Source organism: Amycolatopsis echigonensis (genome assembly GCF_014174495.1).
Classification (GTDB): domain Bacteria; phylum Actinomycetota; class Actinomycetes; order Mycobacteriales; family Pseudonocardiaceae; genus Amycolatopsis; species Amycolatopsis echigonensis.
The window spans coordinates 51,464-69,947 of sequence record NZ_JACJHR010000035.1 but is presented as its reverse complement, the minus strand read 5'-3'; the positions used below and the strand labels follow the sequence as shown (position 1 = coordinate 69,947).

19 protein-coding genes are annotated in these 18,484 nt (G+C 69.5%); 13 read left to right on the top strand and 6 right to left on the bottom strand.

What is annotated here, in order from left to right; translation table 11 throughout:
* Positions 1-171 precede the first annotated feature (171 nt).
* The 6 genes from H5411_RS24035 to H5411_RS24010 all read left to right on the top strand — a co-directional run bounded on the left by H5411_RS24035 (position 172) and on the right by H5411_RS24010 (position 7,511).
* Positions 172-1,572, top strand: a complete 1,401-nt coding sequence (locus H5411_RS24035) for an amidohydrolase (protein WP_183125060.1) — start codon at positions 172-174, stop codon at positions 1,570-1,572.
* A 36-nt stretch (positions 1,573-1,608) separates the two neighbouring features.
* Entirely contained in the window at positions 1,609-2,970 is a 1,362-nt protein-coding gene (locus H5411_RS24030; protein WP_220817369.1) for a nucleobase:cation symporter-2 family protein, read from the top strand.
* 242 nt (positions 2,971-3,212) lie between these two features.
* Complete coding sequence (locus H5411_RS24025; protein ID WP_183125058.1) at positions 3,213-4,544, top strand: nucleobase:cation symporter-2 family protein; 1,332 nt, start codon at positions 3,213-3,215, stop codon at positions 4,542-4,544.
* Between the two features lie 9 nt (positions 4,545-4,553).
* Positions 4,554-5,159, top strand: coding sequence for a UbiX family flavin prenyltransferase (locus tag H5411_RS24020; RefSeq protein ID WP_183125057.1), 606 nt, complete (start codon positions 4,554-4,556; stop codon positions 5,157-5,159).
* Positions 5,156-6,517: a UbiD family decarboxylase gene (locus H5411_RS24015; protein WP_220817368.1), complete on the top strand. Its 1,362-nt coding sequence runs from the start codon at positions 5,156-5,158 to the stop codon at positions 6,515-6,517. Before H5411_RS24020 ends, H5411_RS24015 begins: the two co-directional genes overlap by 4 nt.
* Before the next feature lie 13 nt (positions 6,518-6,530).
* The gene (locus tag H5411_RS24010; protein ID WP_183125056.1) at positions 6,531-7,511 is read left to right on the top strand and encodes a CobW family GTP-binding protein; all 981 of its coding nucleotides are present in this window, start codon (positions 6,531-6,533) and stop codon (positions 7,509-7,511) included.
* Between the two features lies 1 nt (position 7,512).
* Here the strand turns inward: H5411_RS24010 and H5411_RS24005 are convergent, their stop codons facing one another.
* Complete coding sequence (locus H5411_RS24005; RefSeq protein WP_183125055.1) at positions 7,513-7,911, bottom strand: RidA family protein; 399 nt, start codon at positions 7,909-7,911, stop codon at positions 7,513-7,515.
* Positions 7,912-7,972: 61 nt separating this feature from the next.
* Between H5411_RS24005 and mtnA the strand changes: the two genes are divergently transcribed.
* The gene (mtnA, locus tag H5411_RS24000; RefSeq protein ID WP_183125054.1) at positions 7,973-8,935 is read left to right on the top strand and encodes an S-methyl-5-thioribose-1-phosphate isomerase; all 963 of its coding nucleotides are present in this window, start codon (positions 7,973-7,975) and stop codon (positions 8,933-8,935) included.
* A gap of 115 nt (positions 8,936-9,050) precedes the next feature.
* Here mtnA and H5411_RS23995 read toward each other — a convergent pair whose 3' ends face one another.
* Together H5411_RS23995 and H5411_RS23990 are read right to left on the bottom strand one after the other, a co-directional pair.
* Positions 9,051-9,266 (bottom strand): ferredoxin, encoded by a 216-nt coding sequence (locus H5411_RS23995; protein WP_183125053.1) that lies wholly within the window; start codon positions 9,264-9,266, stop codon positions 9,051-9,053.
* Between the two features lie 2 nt (positions 9,267-9,268).
* Complete coding sequence (locus tag H5411_RS23990; RefSeq protein WP_183125052.1) at positions 9,269-10,459, bottom strand: cytochrome P450; 1,191 nt, start codon at positions 10,457-10,459, stop codon at positions 9,269-9,271.
* A 215-nt stretch (positions 10,460-10,674) separates the two neighbouring features.
* Here H5411_RS23990 and H5411_RS23985 point away from each other — a divergent pair, with 215 nt between their 5' ends.
* Positions 10,675-11,052: a hypothetical protein gene (locus H5411_RS23985; RefSeq protein WP_183125051.1), complete on the top strand. Its 378-nt coding sequence runs from the start codon at positions 10,675-10,677 to the stop codon at positions 11,050-11,052.
* A 23-nt stretch (positions 11,053-11,075) separates the two neighbouring features.
* Here the strand turns inward: H5411_RS23985 and H5411_RS23980 are convergent, their stop codons facing one another.
* Together H5411_RS23980 and H5411_RS23975 are read right to left on the bottom strand one after the other, a co-directional pair.
* Positions 11,076-11,474, bottom strand: coding sequence for a hypothetical protein (locus H5411_RS23980; protein ID WP_183125050.1), 399 nt, complete (start codon positions 11,472-11,474; stop codon positions 11,076-11,078).
* Positions 11,471-12,007 carry a MarR family winged helix-turn-helix transcriptional regulator gene (locus H5411_RS23975; RefSeq protein ID WP_220817367.1) on the bottom strand — a complete coding sequence of 179 codons (537 nt, stop codon included), beginning with the start codon at positions 12,005-12,007 and terminating at the stop codon, positions 11,471-11,473. Before H5411_RS23975 ends, H5411_RS23980 begins: the two co-directional genes overlap by 4 nt.
* 66 nt (positions 12,008-12,073) lie before the next feature.
* Between H5411_RS23975 and H5411_RS23970 the strand changes: the two genes are divergently transcribed.
* The 5 genes from H5411_RS23970 to H5411_RS23950 all read left to right on the top strand — a co-directional run bounded on the left by H5411_RS23970 (position 12,074) and on the right by H5411_RS23950 (position 17,362).
* Positions 12,074-13,513, top strand: a complete 1,440-nt coding sequence (locus H5411_RS23970; protein WP_183125049.1) for an FAD-dependent monooxygenase — start codon at positions 12,074-12,076, stop codon at positions 13,511-13,513.
* Positions 13,514-14,932 (top strand): MFS transporter, encoded by a 1,419-nt coding sequence (locus H5411_RS23965; RefSeq protein ID WP_183125048.1) that lies wholly within the window; start codon positions 13,514-13,516, stop codon positions 14,930-14,932.
* Between the two features lie 127 nt (positions 14,933-15,059).
* Complete coding sequence (locus H5411_RS23960; RefSeq protein ID WP_183125047.1) at positions 15,060-16,268, top strand: cytochrome P450; 1,209 nt, start codon at positions 15,060-15,062, stop codon at positions 16,266-16,268.
* Positions 16,269-16,337: 69 nt separating this feature from the next.
* Positions 16,338-16,904, top strand: coding sequence for a TetR family transcriptional regulator (locus H5411_RS23955; RefSeq protein ID WP_101434504.1), 567 nt, complete (start codon positions 16,338-16,340; stop codon positions 16,902-16,904).
* A 203-nt stretch (positions 16,905-17,107) separates the two neighbouring features.
* Positions 17,108-17,362, top strand: a complete 255-nt coding sequence (locus tag H5411_RS23950; protein ID WP_183125046.1) for a hypothetical protein — start codon at positions 17,108-17,110, stop codon at positions 17,360-17,362.
* Between the two features lie 27 nt (positions 17,363-17,389).
* Here the strand turns inward: H5411_RS23950 and H5411_RS23945 are convergent, their stop codons facing one another.
* Positions 17,390-18,016 (bottom strand): YigZ family protein, encoded by a 627-nt coding sequence (locus tag H5411_RS23945; RefSeq protein ID WP_183125045.1) that lies wholly within the window; start codon positions 18,014-18,016, stop codon positions 17,390-17,392.
* Positions 18,017-18,484: the final 468 nt, after the last annotated feature.

Below are 18,484 nucleotides of genomic sequence, written 5' to 3'. Positions count from 1 at the left end.
ACGAGGCTCTTGACACCGGCCCCGAGAGGGCTTTGCATTGAACGACCCGGCGGCACTGCCGGGCGCCGGTGACCTCCCGTTTCGGGCCAACCGTTCGGCCAGCTGCCTCCAGCCGCGCGCTGGAGACGACCGCCGGGCCGGGTCCGTCCCCGCCCGGGGAAGGGCGGCCCGATGTCGGCTGCGGAACCCTGCGACCTCCTCCTCACCGGCGGCACCGTGGTGACCGTCGACGACCGGCGCACTGTCCACCAGAACGGCCACGTCGCGATCACCGGCGACCGGATCGCCGGTGTCGGCGAAGGGCCGGGCACTGAACGCTGGCAAGCCGGCGAGGTCATCGACTGCCGCGGCAAAGCCGTGCTGCCCGGCCTGGTCGACGGGCACAACCACCTTTACCAAGCACTCGCTCGCGGACTCGGCGAAGGCATGTCGATCGTGCCCTGGCTGTGCGAGTTCATGTGGCCGTATTCGATCGCGATCACCGGCCCCGAAGCGGTGGCCGGGGCGCGGCTCGGCGCGGTCGAGGCGTTGCGCGCCGGCATCACGACGGTGATCGACAACCATTACGCGCCAAGCGATCTCGAAACGACGCTCGCCGTCGCCGACGTCATCGAGGAGGCCGGGCTTCGCGGCGCGGTCGCCCGCGGCATGCTGGGCGAACGCACCGAAATCGCCGACCTCCGCGGCCAGCCGATCGCACTGTTCCGTTACTCGAGCGAAGACGAATTCGCGATCACCCGCGAGGCGATGGAACACCGGCCGCCGGGCTCGAAGGTCACGGTGTGGCCGGCCGCGCTCAATCTCTGTTACGTCGAACAGGAACTCGTCCGCCGGACAGTCGGACTCGCCCGGGAATTCGGCACTCGCTGGCACACCCATTGCTGCGAGAGCACCACCGATCCGGTCAGCTACCTCGAAACCCACGGGGTCCGGCCGGTGGAATGGCTCGCCAAGGAAGGCCTGCTCGACGAACGGGCCACTCTCGCACACGCGATTTGGCTCGACGAAGCCGAAATCGAACAGGTCGCGGCCGCTGGCGCCGGGGTGTCGCACAACCCGGCGTCCAACGGCTACCTCGCCTCCGGCACGGCCCGGGTCGCGAGCATGCGCAAGCAGAACGTCCCGGTCGCGCTGGGCACCGACGGTCCCAGCTGCGGCCATCGGCAAGATCTTTTCGAGGCAATGAAACTCAGCGTCTTCGGCCAGCGAACGGCCACTTTGGACCCGACGGCACTGCGGGCCGAGGACGCGCTGGAAATGGCCACCCGCGAGGGGGCCCGTTACGCCGGAATCGACGCGGGAGTGTTGAGCGAAGGCAAACTCGCCGACGTCATCGTGACCGCGCTCGACCGTCCGCACCTCCGCCCGGTGCACCGGGCTGTCGCCGCCCTCGTCTACTCCGCCCGCGGGTCCGATGTGGAGCTGACGATCGTGGGCGGCGAGATCGTCTACCGCGACGGACACTGCGTCCGCGTCGACGAGGCGGCCGCCGCCGACGAGGCGGAACGGCACGCGGGCCGGCTGCTGGAGCGCAGCGGCATGGGCGGACTGCTCATTCCCTGGGCGCGGTGATCCGCGCTCCCCCTTTTCCCCGCTGTGGAGGAAACCATGCGATTCCGTCCGCGCACTACCCGAGCCGAAGCCACGACCCGCGACGCGGTCGACACCGTCCCGCGGTTCCGGCAAATGCTCCCGCTCGGTGTCCAGCACCTGCTGGTCGCCTACTCCGGAATGGTCACCGTGCCGCTGCTGATCGGGCTCGGCGTCGGCCTCTCCACCGCGCAGATCGCGACGCTCGTCACGGCGAACGTGCTGGTCAGCGGCGTCGCGACGCTGCTGCAGACGCTCGGGATCGGCAACGTCGGCGCCCGGCTGCCGATCGTGATGGGCTCGACCTTCACCGGCATCACCCCGGCGATCATCGTCGGCAAGGAGGCCGGGCTGCCCGCGGTCTTCGGCGCGACGATCGTCGCCGGGCTGCTGACCTGGCTGGTCGCGCCGTGGTTCAGCAAGCTGATCCGGTTCTTCCCGCCGATCGTCACCGGGACCATCATCGCGATCATCGGGTTCTCGCTGCTGCCCTCCACCGCGACGCTGATCGCCGGGTCCAATCCGGGCGCCGCCGACCACGGTTCGGCCGGACGGCTGATTCTCGGGCTCGGCACCATTGTGCTGACTGTCTGTCTGGAACGGTTCGCGCCGCCGGCCGTGCGCCGCTTCGCGATCCTGATCGCACTCGCCGTCGGCACGCTTGTCGCGGTTCCGCTCGGCATGGCGGACTTCAGCTCGGTCGGGAAGGCGGACTGGGTCGGCGTCGTGAAGCCGTTCGAATTCGGCATGCCGACCTTCGCCTTGTCCGCATTGCTGCCGATGATCATCGTGCAGCTGGTGAACATGGTGGAATCGACCGGCGACACGCTCGCCATCGGGCAGATCGTCGGCCGCGACGTCGGGCCGCGCGAGATTTCCCGGGCGCTGCGCGCGGACGGGATCGGCACGGCGTTCGCGGGCGTGTTCGGCTCGTTCACCGTCGTCACCTTCGGCGAGAACGTCGGGCTGGTCAGCATCACCCGCGTGATGAGCCGGTTCGTGGTCGCCACCGCGGGCGCGGTGCTGGTGCTCATGAGCCTGGTGCCGAAACTCGGCGCGGCCGTCGCTTCGCTGCCCGGGCCGGTCCTCGGCGGTGTCGGCGTCGTCATGTTCGGCACCGTCGGAGCGGTCGGCCTGCGCATCATGAGCCAGGCGGACCTGAGCAACGGCCGCAATATCCTGATCGTCGCCATCTCGTTCGGCTTCGGGCTGTTGCCGGTCGGTGCCCCGGAGTTCTACCAGCATCTCCCCGTCGTGGTGCAGACGGTGCTGACGAGCGGCATCGCGGCCGGAGGCATCGCGGCGTTCCTGCTGAATCTGGTGCTCAACCGCCGCGAGCGGGCGCCGCGCACCGGACCGGAAGCCGCGCCCGGGTATTGACCGCGGGCGGCTTCCGATGCACCATAATCCAAACCCCTTGCAGGGAAGGAAAAATCTTTCGAAGATCCCGTAACCCCGTAGGTGCGGCGGCACGATCCGCGCGCGGCCGGGGGTCCTCGCCGCCGGAAGCCCGTCCGGCTCCGGCGACGCCCCGCGATCCGCCCGGCCCGGCCGTTTCCCCGGCCCCGCCGGCCCAACGAGGTGAGGGAATCATGGCCAGTCACCCGTCTCCGGTGTCCCCCGTGAACGAACGTCCCCGATTCGGCCCGCTGGTGCTGCTCGGGTTGCAGCACGTGCTCGTGATGTACGCCGGTGTCGTCGTGGTGCCGATCGTGGTCGGCGCCGGGCTCGGGCTGCCGCAGTCGCAGATCGCCGATCTCGTCAGCGTCGACCTGGTGCTCGCCGGGATCGGCACCATGCTGCAGGCGTTCGGCGTCTGGAAGTTCGGCATCCGGATGCCGCTCGTGGTCGGAGCCGCGTCCAACGGAATCGTCCCGATGGTGCTGATCGGCAGCACGCAGGGGCTCTCCACCGTCTATGGCTCGCTGCTCGTCGTCGGCGTGGTATGGGTGCTGATCGCGCCGTTGTTCAGCAAACTGCTCAAACTGTTCCCGGAGGTCGTCACCGGCACGGTCATTACGTTGATCGGGTTGACGCTGATCCCGGTCGGGCTGAAACTCATCGCCGGTTCCACTCCGTCCGCGCACAATTACGGTGCGCCAGCGAATCTCGCGCTCGCCGGGTTCACCCTCGCGCTGATCGCGGTGTTCTACCGGGTGTTCCGCGGGTTGCTCGGCCAGCTCGCGATGCTGATCGCGCTGACCGTCGGGGCGATCGTCGGCTGGCTGACCGGACTCGGCAGCCTCGCCGGAGTGGGCCACGGTCCGGTTTTCGGCCTGCTGCGACCACTGCATTACGGAGCGTTGCATTTCGACATTCCGTCGATTCTGCTGTTCCTGGTGATCGTTTTCGTGCTGATGGTCGAGGCGTCCGGACAGGGGCTCGCCGTCGGACAGGTGGTCGGCAAGAAGGTCGGGCCGCGCGACATCGCCAATCTGCTCCGGGTGGACGGGCTGCTCACCGCGCTCAGCGGCGTGTTCAACGGTTTCGCCTACACCACCTTCGGCCAGAACATCGGGCTCGTCGCGCTGACCAAAGTGCGCAGCCGGTATCCGGTCGCGGTCGGCGGCATGATCCTGATCGTTTTCGGGGTGGTGCAACCGGTCGGCCGGGTGATCGCGGCGATCCCGCAACCGGTGATCGGCGCGGCCGCGGTCGCCACGTTCGCGGCGCTGACCGTGTCCGGCATTCAGCTGCTGTCCCGAGTGGACTTCAACCAGACCGGCAATCTGGTGATCGTCATGCTGTCGCTCGGCGTCGGTTTGATTCCGGCTGGCGCGCCGGACTTCTACAAGCAGTTTCCGTTCGCCGCGCAGGTTTTCCTCAAGAGCGGCGTGGCGACCGGCACCGTCCTGGCAATCCTGCTGAATCTGCTCTTCTTCGCCGCTCGGAAACGACGGCCGGAAGAGCCGCTCGTCCACCGGGAACCCGCCGCAAAGCTCTCCCAGTCCTGAAAGGACGTCATGGGCACCGAACCGCAGCGGCCCCGGCTGATCGTCGGCATCACCGGGGCCAGCGGCCCGCACCTCGCTGTCCACCTGCTGACCGCGCTGCGCAAGCTCGGCACGGTGGAAACGCATCTGGTCATGTCGCGAGCCGCGCACCGCACCATCGAACTGGAAACCGGAATGCCGCCCGGCGAGGTCGCCGAACTGGCCGACGTCCGCCATGCGCGCGGGGACATCGCCGCGTCGATCGCGTCCGGTTCCTTTCGCACCATGGGCATGGTCGTCGTGCCGTGCTCGATGAAAACCGTCGCCGGGATCGCGCACGGCTACAGCGACGACCTGCTCGTCCGGGCCGCCGACGTCACGCTGAAAGAACGCCGTCCGCTTGTGCTCGTCGCCCGGGAAACCCCGTTGAGCCTCGTGCACCTGCGCAATCTGGTGGCGGTGACCGAGGCGGGCGCGACCGTGCTGCCTCCGGTGCCCGCGTTCTACCACCAACCAGAGTCCATTGAGGACATCCTCGCCCACCTGACCGGCAAGGTGCTCGACCAGTTCGGCATCGAACACGAACTGTTCGCGCGCTGGCAGGGGCCGCCCGCCTCGCAAGGAGTTTTGCGGTGAACCACCGGCAAGATCCCCACGCTTTCGTCGACCAGTACCGGCACGAGTGTCCCGACGACGTGCTCGTCCTCGACGATCCCGTCCCGGCCGACGAGGGCGTGACCGGGGTGATTTACGAACTGGCCGCGGCTGGACGGCACGAGATGGTGCTGTTCCGGAAGGTAACCGGGCTTGACGTGCCGGTGGTCAGCAACATGTTCGCTTCCCGGCAGCGCATCGCCCGCATGCTCGAGACCGGACCGTCCGGTTTGCACAGTGCCTACCAGCGGCGTGCACTCCGTGCGGTACCGCCGCGGGTCGTCGACAGCGGGCCGGTACTGGACCACGTCACAACCGATGTCGATTTGGCGACCGTCCCGATGCTGCGGCATTTCGCCAGCGACCGCTCCCCGTATATCACCAGCGGAATCATCGTCGCGGAGGATCCGGACACCGGCGTCGGCAATCTCAGCTACCACCGGGCGATGCCGCATTCCCGCACCGAATTGGCGACCAGTCTGCATTCCCGCGGCGATCTGTGGCGGATGCTGCAGAAGTACGCCGAACGCGGCGAACCGATGCCGGTCGCGATGGTGCTCGGCGGGCATCCGCTGTTCATGCTTGCCGCGTCCGCGCGGGTCGGCTATGACGTGGACGAGCGCGCGGTGGCCGGCGGGCTTTTCGGCGAGCCGCTGGAAGTCGTGCGCACTCCACGGCATGGCCTCGGGGTCCCGGCTTGGTCGGATTTCGTGCTGGAGGGCACGATCGACGCCTCCGAGCACGCGGACGAAGGCCCGTTCGGCGAATTCTCCGGCTATTCCTCGAATCGCTCGACGAACAACGTGCTCCGCGTGCAGACCGTCATGTGCCGTTCCGATGCGATGCTCATCGACGTCGTCGGCGGCAACACCGACGAGCACTTGAATCTCGCGCGAGTTCCGAGGGAATCGGAAATGGCGGAGAAGCTCAAAGCGCGCTTCCCGGACGTCACCGCGGTGCACTATCCGACGTCCGGCACGCACTTCCACTGTTACGTCGCACTTCGCCAGCGGCGGCCCGGTCAAGCCCGGCAGGTGATGCTCGGACTGCTCGGCTGGGACCCGTACGTCAAGACGGTGATCGCGGTAGACGACGACGTTGACGTCACCCAGGACAGCGAGGTGCTGTGGGCTCTCGCCACGCATTTCCAGCCGCACCAGGACTTGTTCACTGTGGACGGTCTGCCCGGTTCGCCGCTCGACCCGTCCTCCGGCTCCGACGGCACGACGTCCCGGATGGGCTTGGACGCCACCCGGGGTCCGCGGTTCGACGGCAATCGCATTGTCGTTTCCGAAGAAGCACGACAGCACGCTCGCCGGATTCTCGGCGGGAACGTTTAAGGAGGGAATCGTCATGGCCAAAATCCCGGTGACCGTACTGACCGGCTTTCTCGGCTCGGGCAAAACCACGCTCGTCAACCACATCCTCACCGCGAACCACGGGCACCGGATCGCGGTGATCGAGAACGAGTTCGGCGAGATCCCGATCGACAACGCGCTCGTGCTCGGCGGCGACGAGAAGATCATCGAAATGAGCAACGGATGCTGCCTGTGCTGCACCGCGCGCACCGACCTGATCGAAATCCTGCAGTCGCTGCTGCGCCGCCGCGAGCGGTTCGACCGGATTCTCATCGAGACCAGCGGCATGGCCGACCCGAACCCGGTCGCGCAGACGTTTTTCGTGGACGACGAGGTGTCTTCGGCCTTCGCGCTGGACGCGATCGTGACGCTGGTCGACGCGCGGCACGTCGAGAGCCATCTCGAGGAGGGCGAGCACGACGGCGTCGGCGGCCAGGTGAGCAACCAGATCGCGTTCGCCGACCGGATCGTGCTCAACAAGATCGACCTGGTCACCGAGCCGGAAATCGCGGAACTGCGCACGCGGCTCCGCTCGGTCAACGCGACCGCGGACATCCTCACGTCGAGCTACGGCAGCGTCGATCTGGACGACATCCTCGGCATCAACGCCTTCGACCTGAACCGCACCGTCGCCGCCGACCCGGACTGGCTCGAAGACGACGCGCACCACCACGACCCGACGCTGGAATCGGTCTCGATCGAACTCGACTATCCCCTGGACCGCGCCTCGTTCGAGCAGTGGCTCACCGCCCTGCTGGCCGAACGCGGCGACGATCTGTACCGCTTCAAGGGAATTCTCGCCTTCGACCGCAAGACGGTGCTGCAGGGCGTGCATCGGATCTACGAATTGACCGACGCCGGCGAGTGGGGTGCGCAGCCGCCGGTCAGCAAACTGGTCCTCATCGGGCGGAATCTCGACCGCACGGAATTGACCGACACGGTGTCCCGGTGCAGCCTGGCCGCGGCCGGGCGGTGACTCAGGCGAGCGCCGCGGTCACGTCCAGTTCGACGAGCTGGCCCGGAAAGCCCAGGCACGTCACGCCGACGAGCGTGCTCGCGGCGGTGAACGCCGCCGCGAGCGAGGACTTCGTGAACCGGTGCCACACCGCCGAGAGGGTCGGTTGGCCGGAGGTGGCCACGTAGATCACCGTGCGCACGACGTCCTCGGGGGTCGCGCCGGCGTGGGCGAGCGCGACCTGGGTGTTGGCGACGACCTGGTCCACCTGCGCGAGGACGTCGCCAGGCACGACCTCCCCGTCGGGGCTCAGCGGGCGCTGGCCGGCGAGGTGCACGCCGCGGCGCGCGTCGACGGTGGTCACGTGGTGGTAGCCGGGAGTCGGATGCAGGCCGGGCGGGTTCTGCCGTTCAATGGTCACGAGGCGGATCGTCGCTCACGCCAGCGGCGGTCCGCCACGGGATTTCCGGACGGGAGGGCGTATGCGCAGGACAGTCGACTGGGCCGACGGGGCGATCGTGATCGTGGACCAGGTCGCGCTTCCGGGCGAGTACCGCACGCTCGCGCTGCGCACGGTGACCGAACTGGTCGACGCGATCCAACGGCTGGCAGTCCGGGGAGCACCGGCGTTGGGAGCGGCGGGTGCGCTGGGAGTCGCGCTGGCGGCTTACCAGGGCGGGGATGTGCGAGCCGAAGCGGACCGGATCGCGCATGCCCGGCCGACGGCGGTCAATCTCGTGTGGGGTGTCGAGCGCGCCCTGGCCCAGCTGCCCCACGGGCCCGACGCGGTGCTGGCCGAGGCACGGGCGATGCTCGACGAGGACGAGCAACGCAATCGCACGGCGTCGGCGCACGCGGCGGAAGTCGTGCTGGACGCGTGCCAGCGAAGGCCGCTGCGGTTGCTCAGCCACTGCAATACCGGGCATCTGGCGACCGTCGCGTGGGGCACGGCGCTCGGGGTCGTCTGGCACCTCCACGCGCGAGGGCTGGTGGAGTCAGTGCTGGTGGACGAGACGCGGCCGTTGTTGCAGGGCTCCCGGCTGACCGCTTGGGAACTTGAGCAAGCCGGGGTGCCGTACCGCGTGCAACCGGACGGGGCGGCGGCCGCGGCGATGGCGCGCGGGCTCGTGGATTGTGTCCTCGTCGGCGCGGACCGCATCGCGGCGAACGGCGACGTGGCCAACAAGATCGGGACCTACGGGCTGGCCATCGCCGCCGCGCACCACGGTGTTCCGTTCGTGGTGGTCGCCCCAACGTCCACTGTGGACAAAAATATTGCCACCGGCTCAGACATCGCCATCGAGGAACGCGCAGCAGCCGAGCTAACGGAATTCGGCGGGACCCAAATCGCACCGGACGGCGCGGCGGCCTTCAATCCAGCCTTCGACGTCACCCCCGCCAAGCTGATCACCGCAGTAGTCACCGAAAACGGCGTATTCCGCTAATTATCCCGCAGGAACACCGCCACCCAACCCATCGAGGCACCCAGCCCTCGCCCGCACCCCGATACGAAGCCCGCACGTAGTCACCCTCCGGCTTCGGGGTGCCTCACCGCAACTTTTAGGGCCGAGGCCCTACCACCTCCGCCCCGTCCCGCACCGTGATCGCCATGGCAGGACAGGAATCCGCCGCGTCCAGCACCGTTTCATCCGGCTCGACGGTCTCGTGCACCGCACGCGCGGTCGCACCGTCCAGCGCGAACGTCTCCGGCAGCAACGACGCGCACATCCCGCTGCCGATGCACGTTCCCCCGTCGACTTCGATTTTCCAGGGCATGGTCACCATCCGATCGGCATCGAACGCGGTCCGCGGACCAGCATCTGCGTCTTCCACTCGATGTCGCCGGCCAGTCGCAGGCCGGGCAACTCCCTCGTCAACGCGCGCAACGCCTCCTGAAGTTCCAGCCGCGCGAGCGGAGCCCCGAGGCAGTGGTGCACGCCGTGGCCGAAGCCGAGGTGGTGGTTGTCGTCGCGGTCCAGGACGAGCTGGTCGGCGGTGCCGAACTGCAGCCGGTCGCGATTCGCGGCGCCGATCGCCACCAACACCGGCTCTCCCTTGCGCACCAAGACATCCCCGACTTCGACGTCTTCCGTCGCATAGCGGGCGAAACCGGCTCCGGCACCGAGCGGCACGAAACGGAGGAGCTCCTCCACCGCGGTCGGGATCAAAGCCGGGCCCGCGCACAGCCGTTCCCAGTGTTCGTGCTGGTCCAGCAGCGCGTACACGAAGTTCGGGATCTGGCTGGCAGTCGTTTCGTGGCCGGCGACGAGAATTCCGACGCACAGGTCCACCAGCTCCAGCTCCGTGAGCCGGTCCCGGACGTCGCGGGCCTCGATGAGCGCGGTCATCAGGTCGTCCCGCGGCTGGGCACGGTGCTCGGCGATCAGGCCGGCCATGTACGCGCGCAGCTCCTTGCGGCTGCGTTCCGACTCCTCCGGCGTGAGCCGCGTGGTCGACAACGCCGCGTCGCTCCATTCGCGGAACTGCGGCCGGTCGCCCACCGGCACGCCGAGCAGCTCGCAGATCACCGCGACCGGGATCGGCAGCGCGTACAGGTCGACCAGGTCGGCCGGCTGCCCGTGCTCGCGCATCTGGTCGATCAACTCGCTCGCCAGCCGCGCGACCCGCGGGCGCAGTTCCTCGACCCGCCGCGCGGTGAACGCCTTCGCGACGAGCGTGCGCAGCCGGGTGTGGTCCGGCGGGTCCATCGAGAGGATGCCGCCCGGACGGCGGTACTCCGACATCCGCGGTTCGTCGCTTTCCTGCGCCAGCGCGCGGGAAAACCGCCGGTCCCCGAGCACGAGACGGGCGTCGGCGTAGCGGGTGGCGAGCCAGGCGGGCTCGCCGTGCGGCATCTGGACGCGAATCATCCCGGCGTTCTCGCGAGCGGCGGTGTAGGCCTCGTTGAGCGCGAGGCCCGCCTCCTCGTTGAACGGGTAGGCGAGCGGTTCGGTGTGCGTGGTGGTCATGCCAACGACTCCCCGGATCCCTTTGTAAGCAGGTGCTTACAGACTTACACCCGGGGTCGGCACGCGTCAATCCGCCACGAATACTTCAGCCGGATGCTCGCGGAAAGCGGGGGCGCGGGCAGCCAGGCTGCCCGATCGGCCACCAGGTCGCGCATCTCGCGGCAGCCGATGCGAACGTCCTCCTCGCCATCCGCACACGGGAGAAATTCGCGGCCGTGCTCGACCAAGACCCCGATGCGGTCGCGGCCGAGGGAGCCGCGCGACCGCGTTCGGAACTGCTGGACGCATGGCACGGCCAGGACATCTTCGACACCGCGGGCGTCGAACACCGCCCGACGGACCGGCTCAAGCGCATCGCCGCGCTGGGCGTGGCCGGTCGCGGACTGTCGTTCTATGCCGCCCAGCTGCCGCTGCCGACCGAGCCGATCCGGGTCGAACTGACCGGCCCCGACGGTGCCGTCTGGGCTTGGGGTCCGGACGACGCAGCTCAACCGATTCCGGGGCAGCGCAAGGGATTCCGCCTTCGCATCACCCAGCGCCGCACCCTGGACGAAACCAGCCTGGCCGCGATCGGCGACGACGCGCGAACGTGACTGGAGAACGCCCGGGCCTTCCGCTAACGACGCCGGGGCCGCAGCGGCGCGACGCCTGCCGTCAACATGCTCGTCGACGCCACGTGGATCGCCAGCGCTTTCCGGTTCGGCGCCCACGCCCCGGTCGTCGGACCGCCGGACCACATCGCCGCCACGAAACTGCCCGCGGCACAAGCCATCGCCCGCCACAGCGCCGGCGAGCGATCCCGTCCGGCCGCCAGACCGGTGCCCACCGCGCCGAAAGCGCCCGCGGTGATCAGGGCTTCGCGCGCCATGTGGTACTGCACGTGACCTTCGCCGTGGCGGACCTCCGGTGCGCGGTAGCTCGGATCGGTGATGTGGGTGACGGTCTGCCATACCGACGGCACGGCGGCAGCCATGCCCGCGACGATGGCCGCCGCGCCAAGGGTTTCCCGCTTCATTGCTCGTCCTTTCCCTTGAGGTGGTGCGAAACCCGCCGCAGCGCGTCGTTCACCACGTCGATGGTTTCCGGGTCGAGAGCCTTCGCGATTTCGCGTTCGACCTCCGTTTTGAGTGCGAACGACGCGAGCGCCTGCTGCTTGCCCTCCGCGGTGAGGGTCACGAGCACCGAACGCCGGTCGCCCGGGTCCTTGTCGCGGCGGACCCAGCCGCGGGCCTCCAGCCGGGTGATCCGGTGGGTGACCGAACCCGAGGTCAGCTCTACCGCGGCCATCACCTGCCCGGGCGTCAGCCGGTGCTCGGGCGCGCGTTTGAGCGCGGCGAGCATTTCCAGCTCCCACAGCTCGATCCCGTGCGCGGACAGTTCGCGACGCATGGCCAGTTCCAGCTGGTGCGCGACCCGCCGCAGCCGGTAGGACAGCGACTTCGCGCCCAGCACGCTCTCGTCGCCGCCCCCGCGCCGGACGGCATCCACCAGATCGTCGACCGCGTCCCGCGGCGGAGTGTTCACCGGCACGGCCCTTTCTCTCGACATCAAGACAGTGAGAGAATACCTTGACGTCAAGACAGTTCGCGAGGCGAACCTCCAGAAGGGGGAACCATGGACATCGAGGTCGCGGTGATCGGAGCCGGACCGGTGGGGATGGCGGCGGCCGCGTTCCTGCACCAGGCCGGCGTCGCGGTCCGGGTGTTCGAGGCGAATCCGGAGCGCGCTTGGCAATCGAGGGCGACGACGATCCACCCGCGCACCCTCGAACTCTTCGATGCGCTCCCGGACGAGCACGGTTCGCTGGCCGCCCGCATGGTCGCGGCCGGAAATCCCGTTCCCGCCACGCATTTCGCCGCCCTGCCGAACCGGTTGAGCTACGCCGGACTCGACACCTCGTTCCCGTTCGTGCTCCTGCTGCCGCAGCCGGAAACCGAGCGGCTGCTTGCCGAGCACCTCGCTGAGCAGGGCGTCGTGGTCGAGCCCGGATGGAAACTCGCCGACCTGACGCAGGACGAGCAAGGCGTCGCCATCGTCTCGGAAACCGGCGACACCCGGCGCGCCGGCTACGTCGTGGGCGCGGACGGCGCGCACAGCGCGACCCGGCACGCGCTCGGCCTCGCCTTCCCCGGAACTCCGGCGTCCACCATGGGGTTCCTCGCCGACGTCCGGCTGGCACGCCCGCCGGCCCAGCCGCACAACTGGGACTGCGAACGCGGCTCGTACAGCGCGCTTCCGCTGCCCGGCGGCATCTACCGCATCTTCGGCCACGAACCCGGCGACACCGGCCTCACCCCCGAGGAAGCCGCCCGCCGCCAGGCCCAGATCCCCGACGAGGCCGAACTGCGCGCGACACTCAAACGGCTCGCCGACGACGATTTCGGCATCACCGAGGTGCTGTGGGCGTCACGGGCCGGCGACACCACACGACACGTCGAGCAGTACCGCACCGGCCGCGTGTTCCTCGCCGGAGACGCCGCGCACGTCCACCTTCCGGCCGGCGGCCAGGGGCTCAACGTCGGCGTGCAGGACGCGGCGAACCTCGCGTGGAAGCTCGCCGCGGAGGTGCGCGGCCGCGCGTCGCGGCGGATCATCGACGGCCCGCAGTCCTACGACGCCGAACGCCGCCCCATCGCGGCCCGGCTCGCGGCGAACACCCTCGCCCAGGCCGCGCTCATGGTCACCTTCACTCCGGCCGGGAAAGCGTTGCGGGACTTGATGTCCGACCTCATCGGCCGCGACGGCGACACGGCGGACGAGCTGCGCGGCTGGCTGTCCGGGCTCGAGATTTCCTACGCCGAGGACGGCGGTCTCGTCGGCCGCCGCGTGCCCAATCTTCCGCTCTCCGACGGCGGAACGCTCCATCGCGCGCTGCGACCAGACCGGTTCACTCTCGTGGCCTTCGGCACCGCCATCGTCCCGGAGGGCGACGAGGTCGTGCGGTCAACCCGAGACTGGCATGGCCTGGCCGCCGTCCTCGTCCGGCCGGACGGATACGCCGCCGAAGTCTGGACAACGGGCGACAACATCACCACCGACTGGACGGAGCACTGAATGGGAGCCGACACCGCACGCGGCCGTTTCGGCATTCTCGCGATCCTGTGCTCCAGCATCCTCGTCGTCGCGATGGACAACACCATCGTCAACGTCGCGCTCCCGGTCGTCCGCACCGATCTCGGCGCGTCGATCAACGGTCTGCAATGGACAATCGACTCGTACACGCTCGTGATCGCCTGCTTCCTCATGCTCGCCGGGGCGACCGGAGACCGCTTGGGGCGCAAGAGAACCTTCCTGGCCGGTTTGGTCCTTTTCGGACTCGGTTCGCTGCTGTGCAGCCTGGCCCCGTCGATCGGCTGGCTGGTCGCCGCGCGGATCGTGCAGGCGCTCGGCGGCGCGATGCTGAACCCGGTCGCGATGTCGATCATCACGAACGTCTTCGCCGACCCGGGCGAGCGCGCGCGGGCGATCGGGGTGTGGGGGTCGATCGTCGGGATCTCGCTGGGCGTCGGCCCGGTGCTCGGCGGCGTGCTCACCGAGAGCATCGGCTGGCGGGCGATCTTCTGGGTCAACGTCCCGGTGGTCGTCGCCGCACTCGTGCTCACCGCGCGCTACGTGCCGGAATCGCGCGCGCCGCACCCGCGCCGGCCGGATCCAGCGGGACAGCTGCTGGTCGTGGTGCTGCTCGGTTCGGTGGTGACCGCCGCGATCGAGGGCCAGCGGCTCGGCTGGGGTTCGCCGGTGATCATCAGCCTCGCCGGGCTCGGCGCACTCGCTTTGCTCGCGCTTGTCCGATGGGAGATCCGCCGCCGCGAACCACTGGTCGAGCTGCGATTCTTCCGGAGCGCGCCGTTCTCGTCGGCCACCGTCAGCGCGGTGTGCAGGCTCGCCGCGTTCGGCACGTTCCTGTTCTTGTCGCCGCTGTACCTGCAGGACGTGCGCGGGCTCTCGGCGCTGCAGTCCGGTCTGATGCTGCTGCCGACCGCTGTGGCCGTGACGATCGCCGCGCCGCTGTCCGGTCGTCTCGTCGCGGCTCGCGGCGCACGGATTCCGCTGCTGACCGCTGGGATCTCCATGACGGTCGTCGCCGTCTTGCTCACCACCGCGTCCGCGACCACGCCGCTGTGGATGCTCGCCCTCGCGTACGGCGTCTTCGGCCTGGGATTCGGCCTCCTGAACCCGCCCATCACCAACGCCGCCGTCAGCGGCATGCCCCGTTCCCAAGCCGGAGTCGCCGCGGCGGTCGCGTCCACCTCCCGGCAAGTCGGGCAAACCCTCGGCGTCGCGGTCGCGGGCACCATCCTCGCCGCCGCGACCACCCCGCTGACCGGGTACGCCGCGGCGTGGTGGGCCGTCGCGGGCGGCACCACGCTGATCATCGCGCTCGCCGTTCTCGCCACCACCGCCTGGGCGCGCGCGGGGGCAGAACGAGTCGCCCGCCGTTTCGCCGACGAGCCGATCACCGAACCGGTCTAACCGGGAAGGGGCGAATCGGGCAGAGCTGTGGTCCTTCCGTCGCTGATCCCGGTCGATCGCCCCGCGACCACGCGGACGTCTCCAGAGTGGAAGATGCCCGCACCGCCGGAGGAAAGGCGCCATCCGCATGCCCACCCAGTCCGAGACCCCGGCCCTTCCGACCGCGCGTCCAGCCGGCTGCCCGTTCGACCCGCCCGCCGAGTACGCCGCGCTGCGGGAGACCGCGCCGGTGTCGCGGGTCCGCTGCCCGGCCGGGTTCGACACCTGGCTGGTCACCCGCTACGACGACGTCCGCGCGGTGCTCGCCGACCCGGCGCTCAGCTCGCGCGGAGCCTCGTCAGTGCACGTCAAGGCCGGTCTGGACCCGTACGCCGAGGTCGACCCGGGTTCGATCATCCAGCTCGACGGCGCGGAGCATGCCCGGCTGCGCAAGATGGTCGTCGCGGAGTTCACCGTCCGGCGGGTGGAACGGCTGCGCGAGTACGTCCGCGAGCAGGTCGATCGGCACCTCGACGCCATGCTCGCCAAACCCGGCCCCGCCGACCTGGTGCGGGATTTCGCGCTGCCGATCCCCTCGCTGGTGATCTGCGAACTGCTGGGCGTCCCCTACGCCGACCGCGAGCTGTTCCAGCGCCAGAGCAGCCTGCTGGTCAGCACCGACCAAGGCCCGGACGCCACGCAGAAGGCGTATCACGAACTGGCCGGCTACCTGGGCGCACGGTTCGCGGGCAAGCAGCGGGACCCGCAGGACGACCTGTTCAGCAGGCTCATCGTCCGGGCCGAGGACTCCGGGGAGCCGCTCGACCTGGACGAGCTGATCATGCTCGGCCTCAGCCTCCTCGTGGCCGGGCACGAGACCACCGCCAACATGATCGCGCTCAGTACTCTCCTCCTGCTGGAACACCCGGAGCAGCGCGCGCAGGCCCTCGCCGATCCGCCGCGCGCGGTCGAGGAACTGCTGCGTTACCTGTCGGTCGTGCAGTTCGGCGTGCTGCGGTACGCGACCGAAGAGGTCAAGGTCGGCGAGCAGACGATCGCCGCGGGTGACTGGCTGATCGCCGCGCTGAACTCGGCCAACCGCGACGACGACCGCTATCCGCACGCCGACCAGCTGGACTTCGCCCGCGAATCGCCGCGCACGCACGTCGCGTTCGGGTTCGGCGCGCACCAATGCCTCGGGCAGCAGCTCGCGCGGGTCGAAATGCAGGAGGCGCTGACCGCGTTGTTCCGGCGCATTCCGGACCTGCGGCTGGCGGTGCCGAAGGAATCTTTGCCGTATAAGCACAACGCTCTCGTCTACGGCCCCGAGGAGCTGCCGGTCGCCTGGTCCGCGTAGTTCGTCCGGCCGATCCGCGACCCGTCGGGTTAACCTCGTCGCGCACACAGCGCACCCCAGGGGGAACCGATGGACGCGGACCAGCCTTCGCGCAAACGCGACGCGACGGCGACCAAAGCCGCGTTGCTGGACGCCGCGGCCGAACTGTTCGCCGACCGCGGCTTCGACCGCACCACGGTGCGGGACATCGCGAACCGCGCGGGCGTCAACCAGGCCTTGCTGTTCCGGTACTTCGGCAGCAAGGACGCGTTGTTCGAGCACGTCATGGCCCGCGGCGGCCTGGCCCAGGTCGAGACGACCCCGCCCGAACGGCTCTTCTCCGCGGCGCTGCGGAGCCTCCTCGAACGCGACGATTCGGCGTCCCGCTCGATCGAGACCTACCTGCGGTCGTCGGGCACCGATCGCGCCGACGAGGCGCTGCGCGCGCAACTCGACGCCGAGTACACCCGCGCGCTGTCCGGCCTCACCGACAAGCCCGATGCCGAACTGCGGGCCGACCTCGCGATGGCCTGGCTGCTCGGCATCGGGCTCGTCCGCTCGATCACCCGCAAGGAACCGCTCGCCACCGCGCCCGCCGACCAGATCGAGCGGCTCATCGGCCCGGCCGTGCGCACCCTGCTCGAACGCAGCAAGTAATTCGCTGACCGCGCGGACCGGCGCGGAACGCGCATTCGCCGCGGTTTCGAACGACGGCCCGGCAATTCCCTCGGGGCGCCCCGGAACCACCCGCGACATACCCCCGTAGAACGGAGTGAAATACCCGACAATGTGACCGGCGCGACGGACACTGGGACCGTTCCCGGGTATGCCAGGGGCCGGGACCAGAAGGAGGGACCGCCGTGACTGCCGAGTTGAACCATCGGGAGCGGGCCACCCTGCGTGCCGTCGCCGAAGGGCACGCGGAGATCAGCTGCAGCTGCGAACCGGACTTGTTCGTCGACGGGCTGAGCTGCTGCGACCAGGGCACCGTCCGCGACCTCGTCCGCAAAGGACTGATCGAGCCCGCCGAGGACGGCGCGTGCGGCGAGCGGGTGCCCGCGGTGCTCACCGAGGCCGGCGCGCGGGCGCTGGGCGGAAAGCCCGTCGCGGCTTGATCTTCCGGCCCTGAGACCAGTGCGCGGCTATCCGCGCACCCACTCCTCTCCCAGTTCGACCGCGACCGCCTCGCCGCCGGTGAGGTCGGCCAGCCAGCCGCTGAATCGGTCTTCCTCGCCAGGCGAGAGGCCGACCTCGAAGTGGGCCGCCTCCTCGAAGCGCGTCTCGTGCAGCACGTACGGCGACGCGCGGAGATCGTTCTCGAACCGGCCGGCCCGCGTGTAGTCCATCGTCACGTCGAACAGCCGCAATCGCCGGTACTCCACGAGACCTACCGCGTCGAGCGCGTCCGACACCGCTTGCCCGTACGCGCGGATCAGCCCGCCCGCCCCGAGCAGCACGCCGCCGAAATGCCGCGACACCACCGCGACCGTGTCCGTGACCTCGCGGCGGCGCAGCACCTCCAGCATCGGAACCCCGGCCGTCCCGGCGGGCTCGCCGTCGTCGCTCGATCGCTGGGTGCGGCCGTCCGGGCCGAGAACGAACGCGTGACAGTGGTGCCGCGCCGCGGGTTCGGCGCGGCGGCGGGCCGAAATGATCTCCCGCGCGGCCGCTTCGCCGGTCACCGGAGCGACCGCGCACAGGAACCGTGAACGCCGTATTTCAATCTCGTGCAGCCCGGCGACCGCCACGGACAGATAACGATCAGTCATCGGCGCTCCCCCTCACAACCCCCAGTCAACCAGCCGCCAGGGTGCGCTTGACACCGGGCAGGCAGACAGGTTTACGCAGGTCAGCGGCTTCGCTGACCGCGTGGCGGGAGAGACGGCCCGGCATATGGGAGTACCCCGGAGGGCGTCAACGTATGCGTGGTCTTTCCCACGAGAGCGCCACGACGTATGTCGATCACAGCGAATTCACACTATCGTCATAAGACCCGGCGAACCCGGGAGTCACCACCACGCGCCCCGGCTGGCCCCCACCACACAGGCTGACCGACCCCGGCGCGTGCGCCTGTACAGCGACGTGCAGAACAATTTCCGCCGCCCATCGCCGTGCGGTGACAAACCCTCCGGCGCCCGGCACGGTCTCCGACCGGCCGCGGCCAGCCACGCATCGCGACGCAATGCCGCGCCGCGCGACGGCACCGGAAGGTTTCCCTTCTCGACTGACCATCGCGG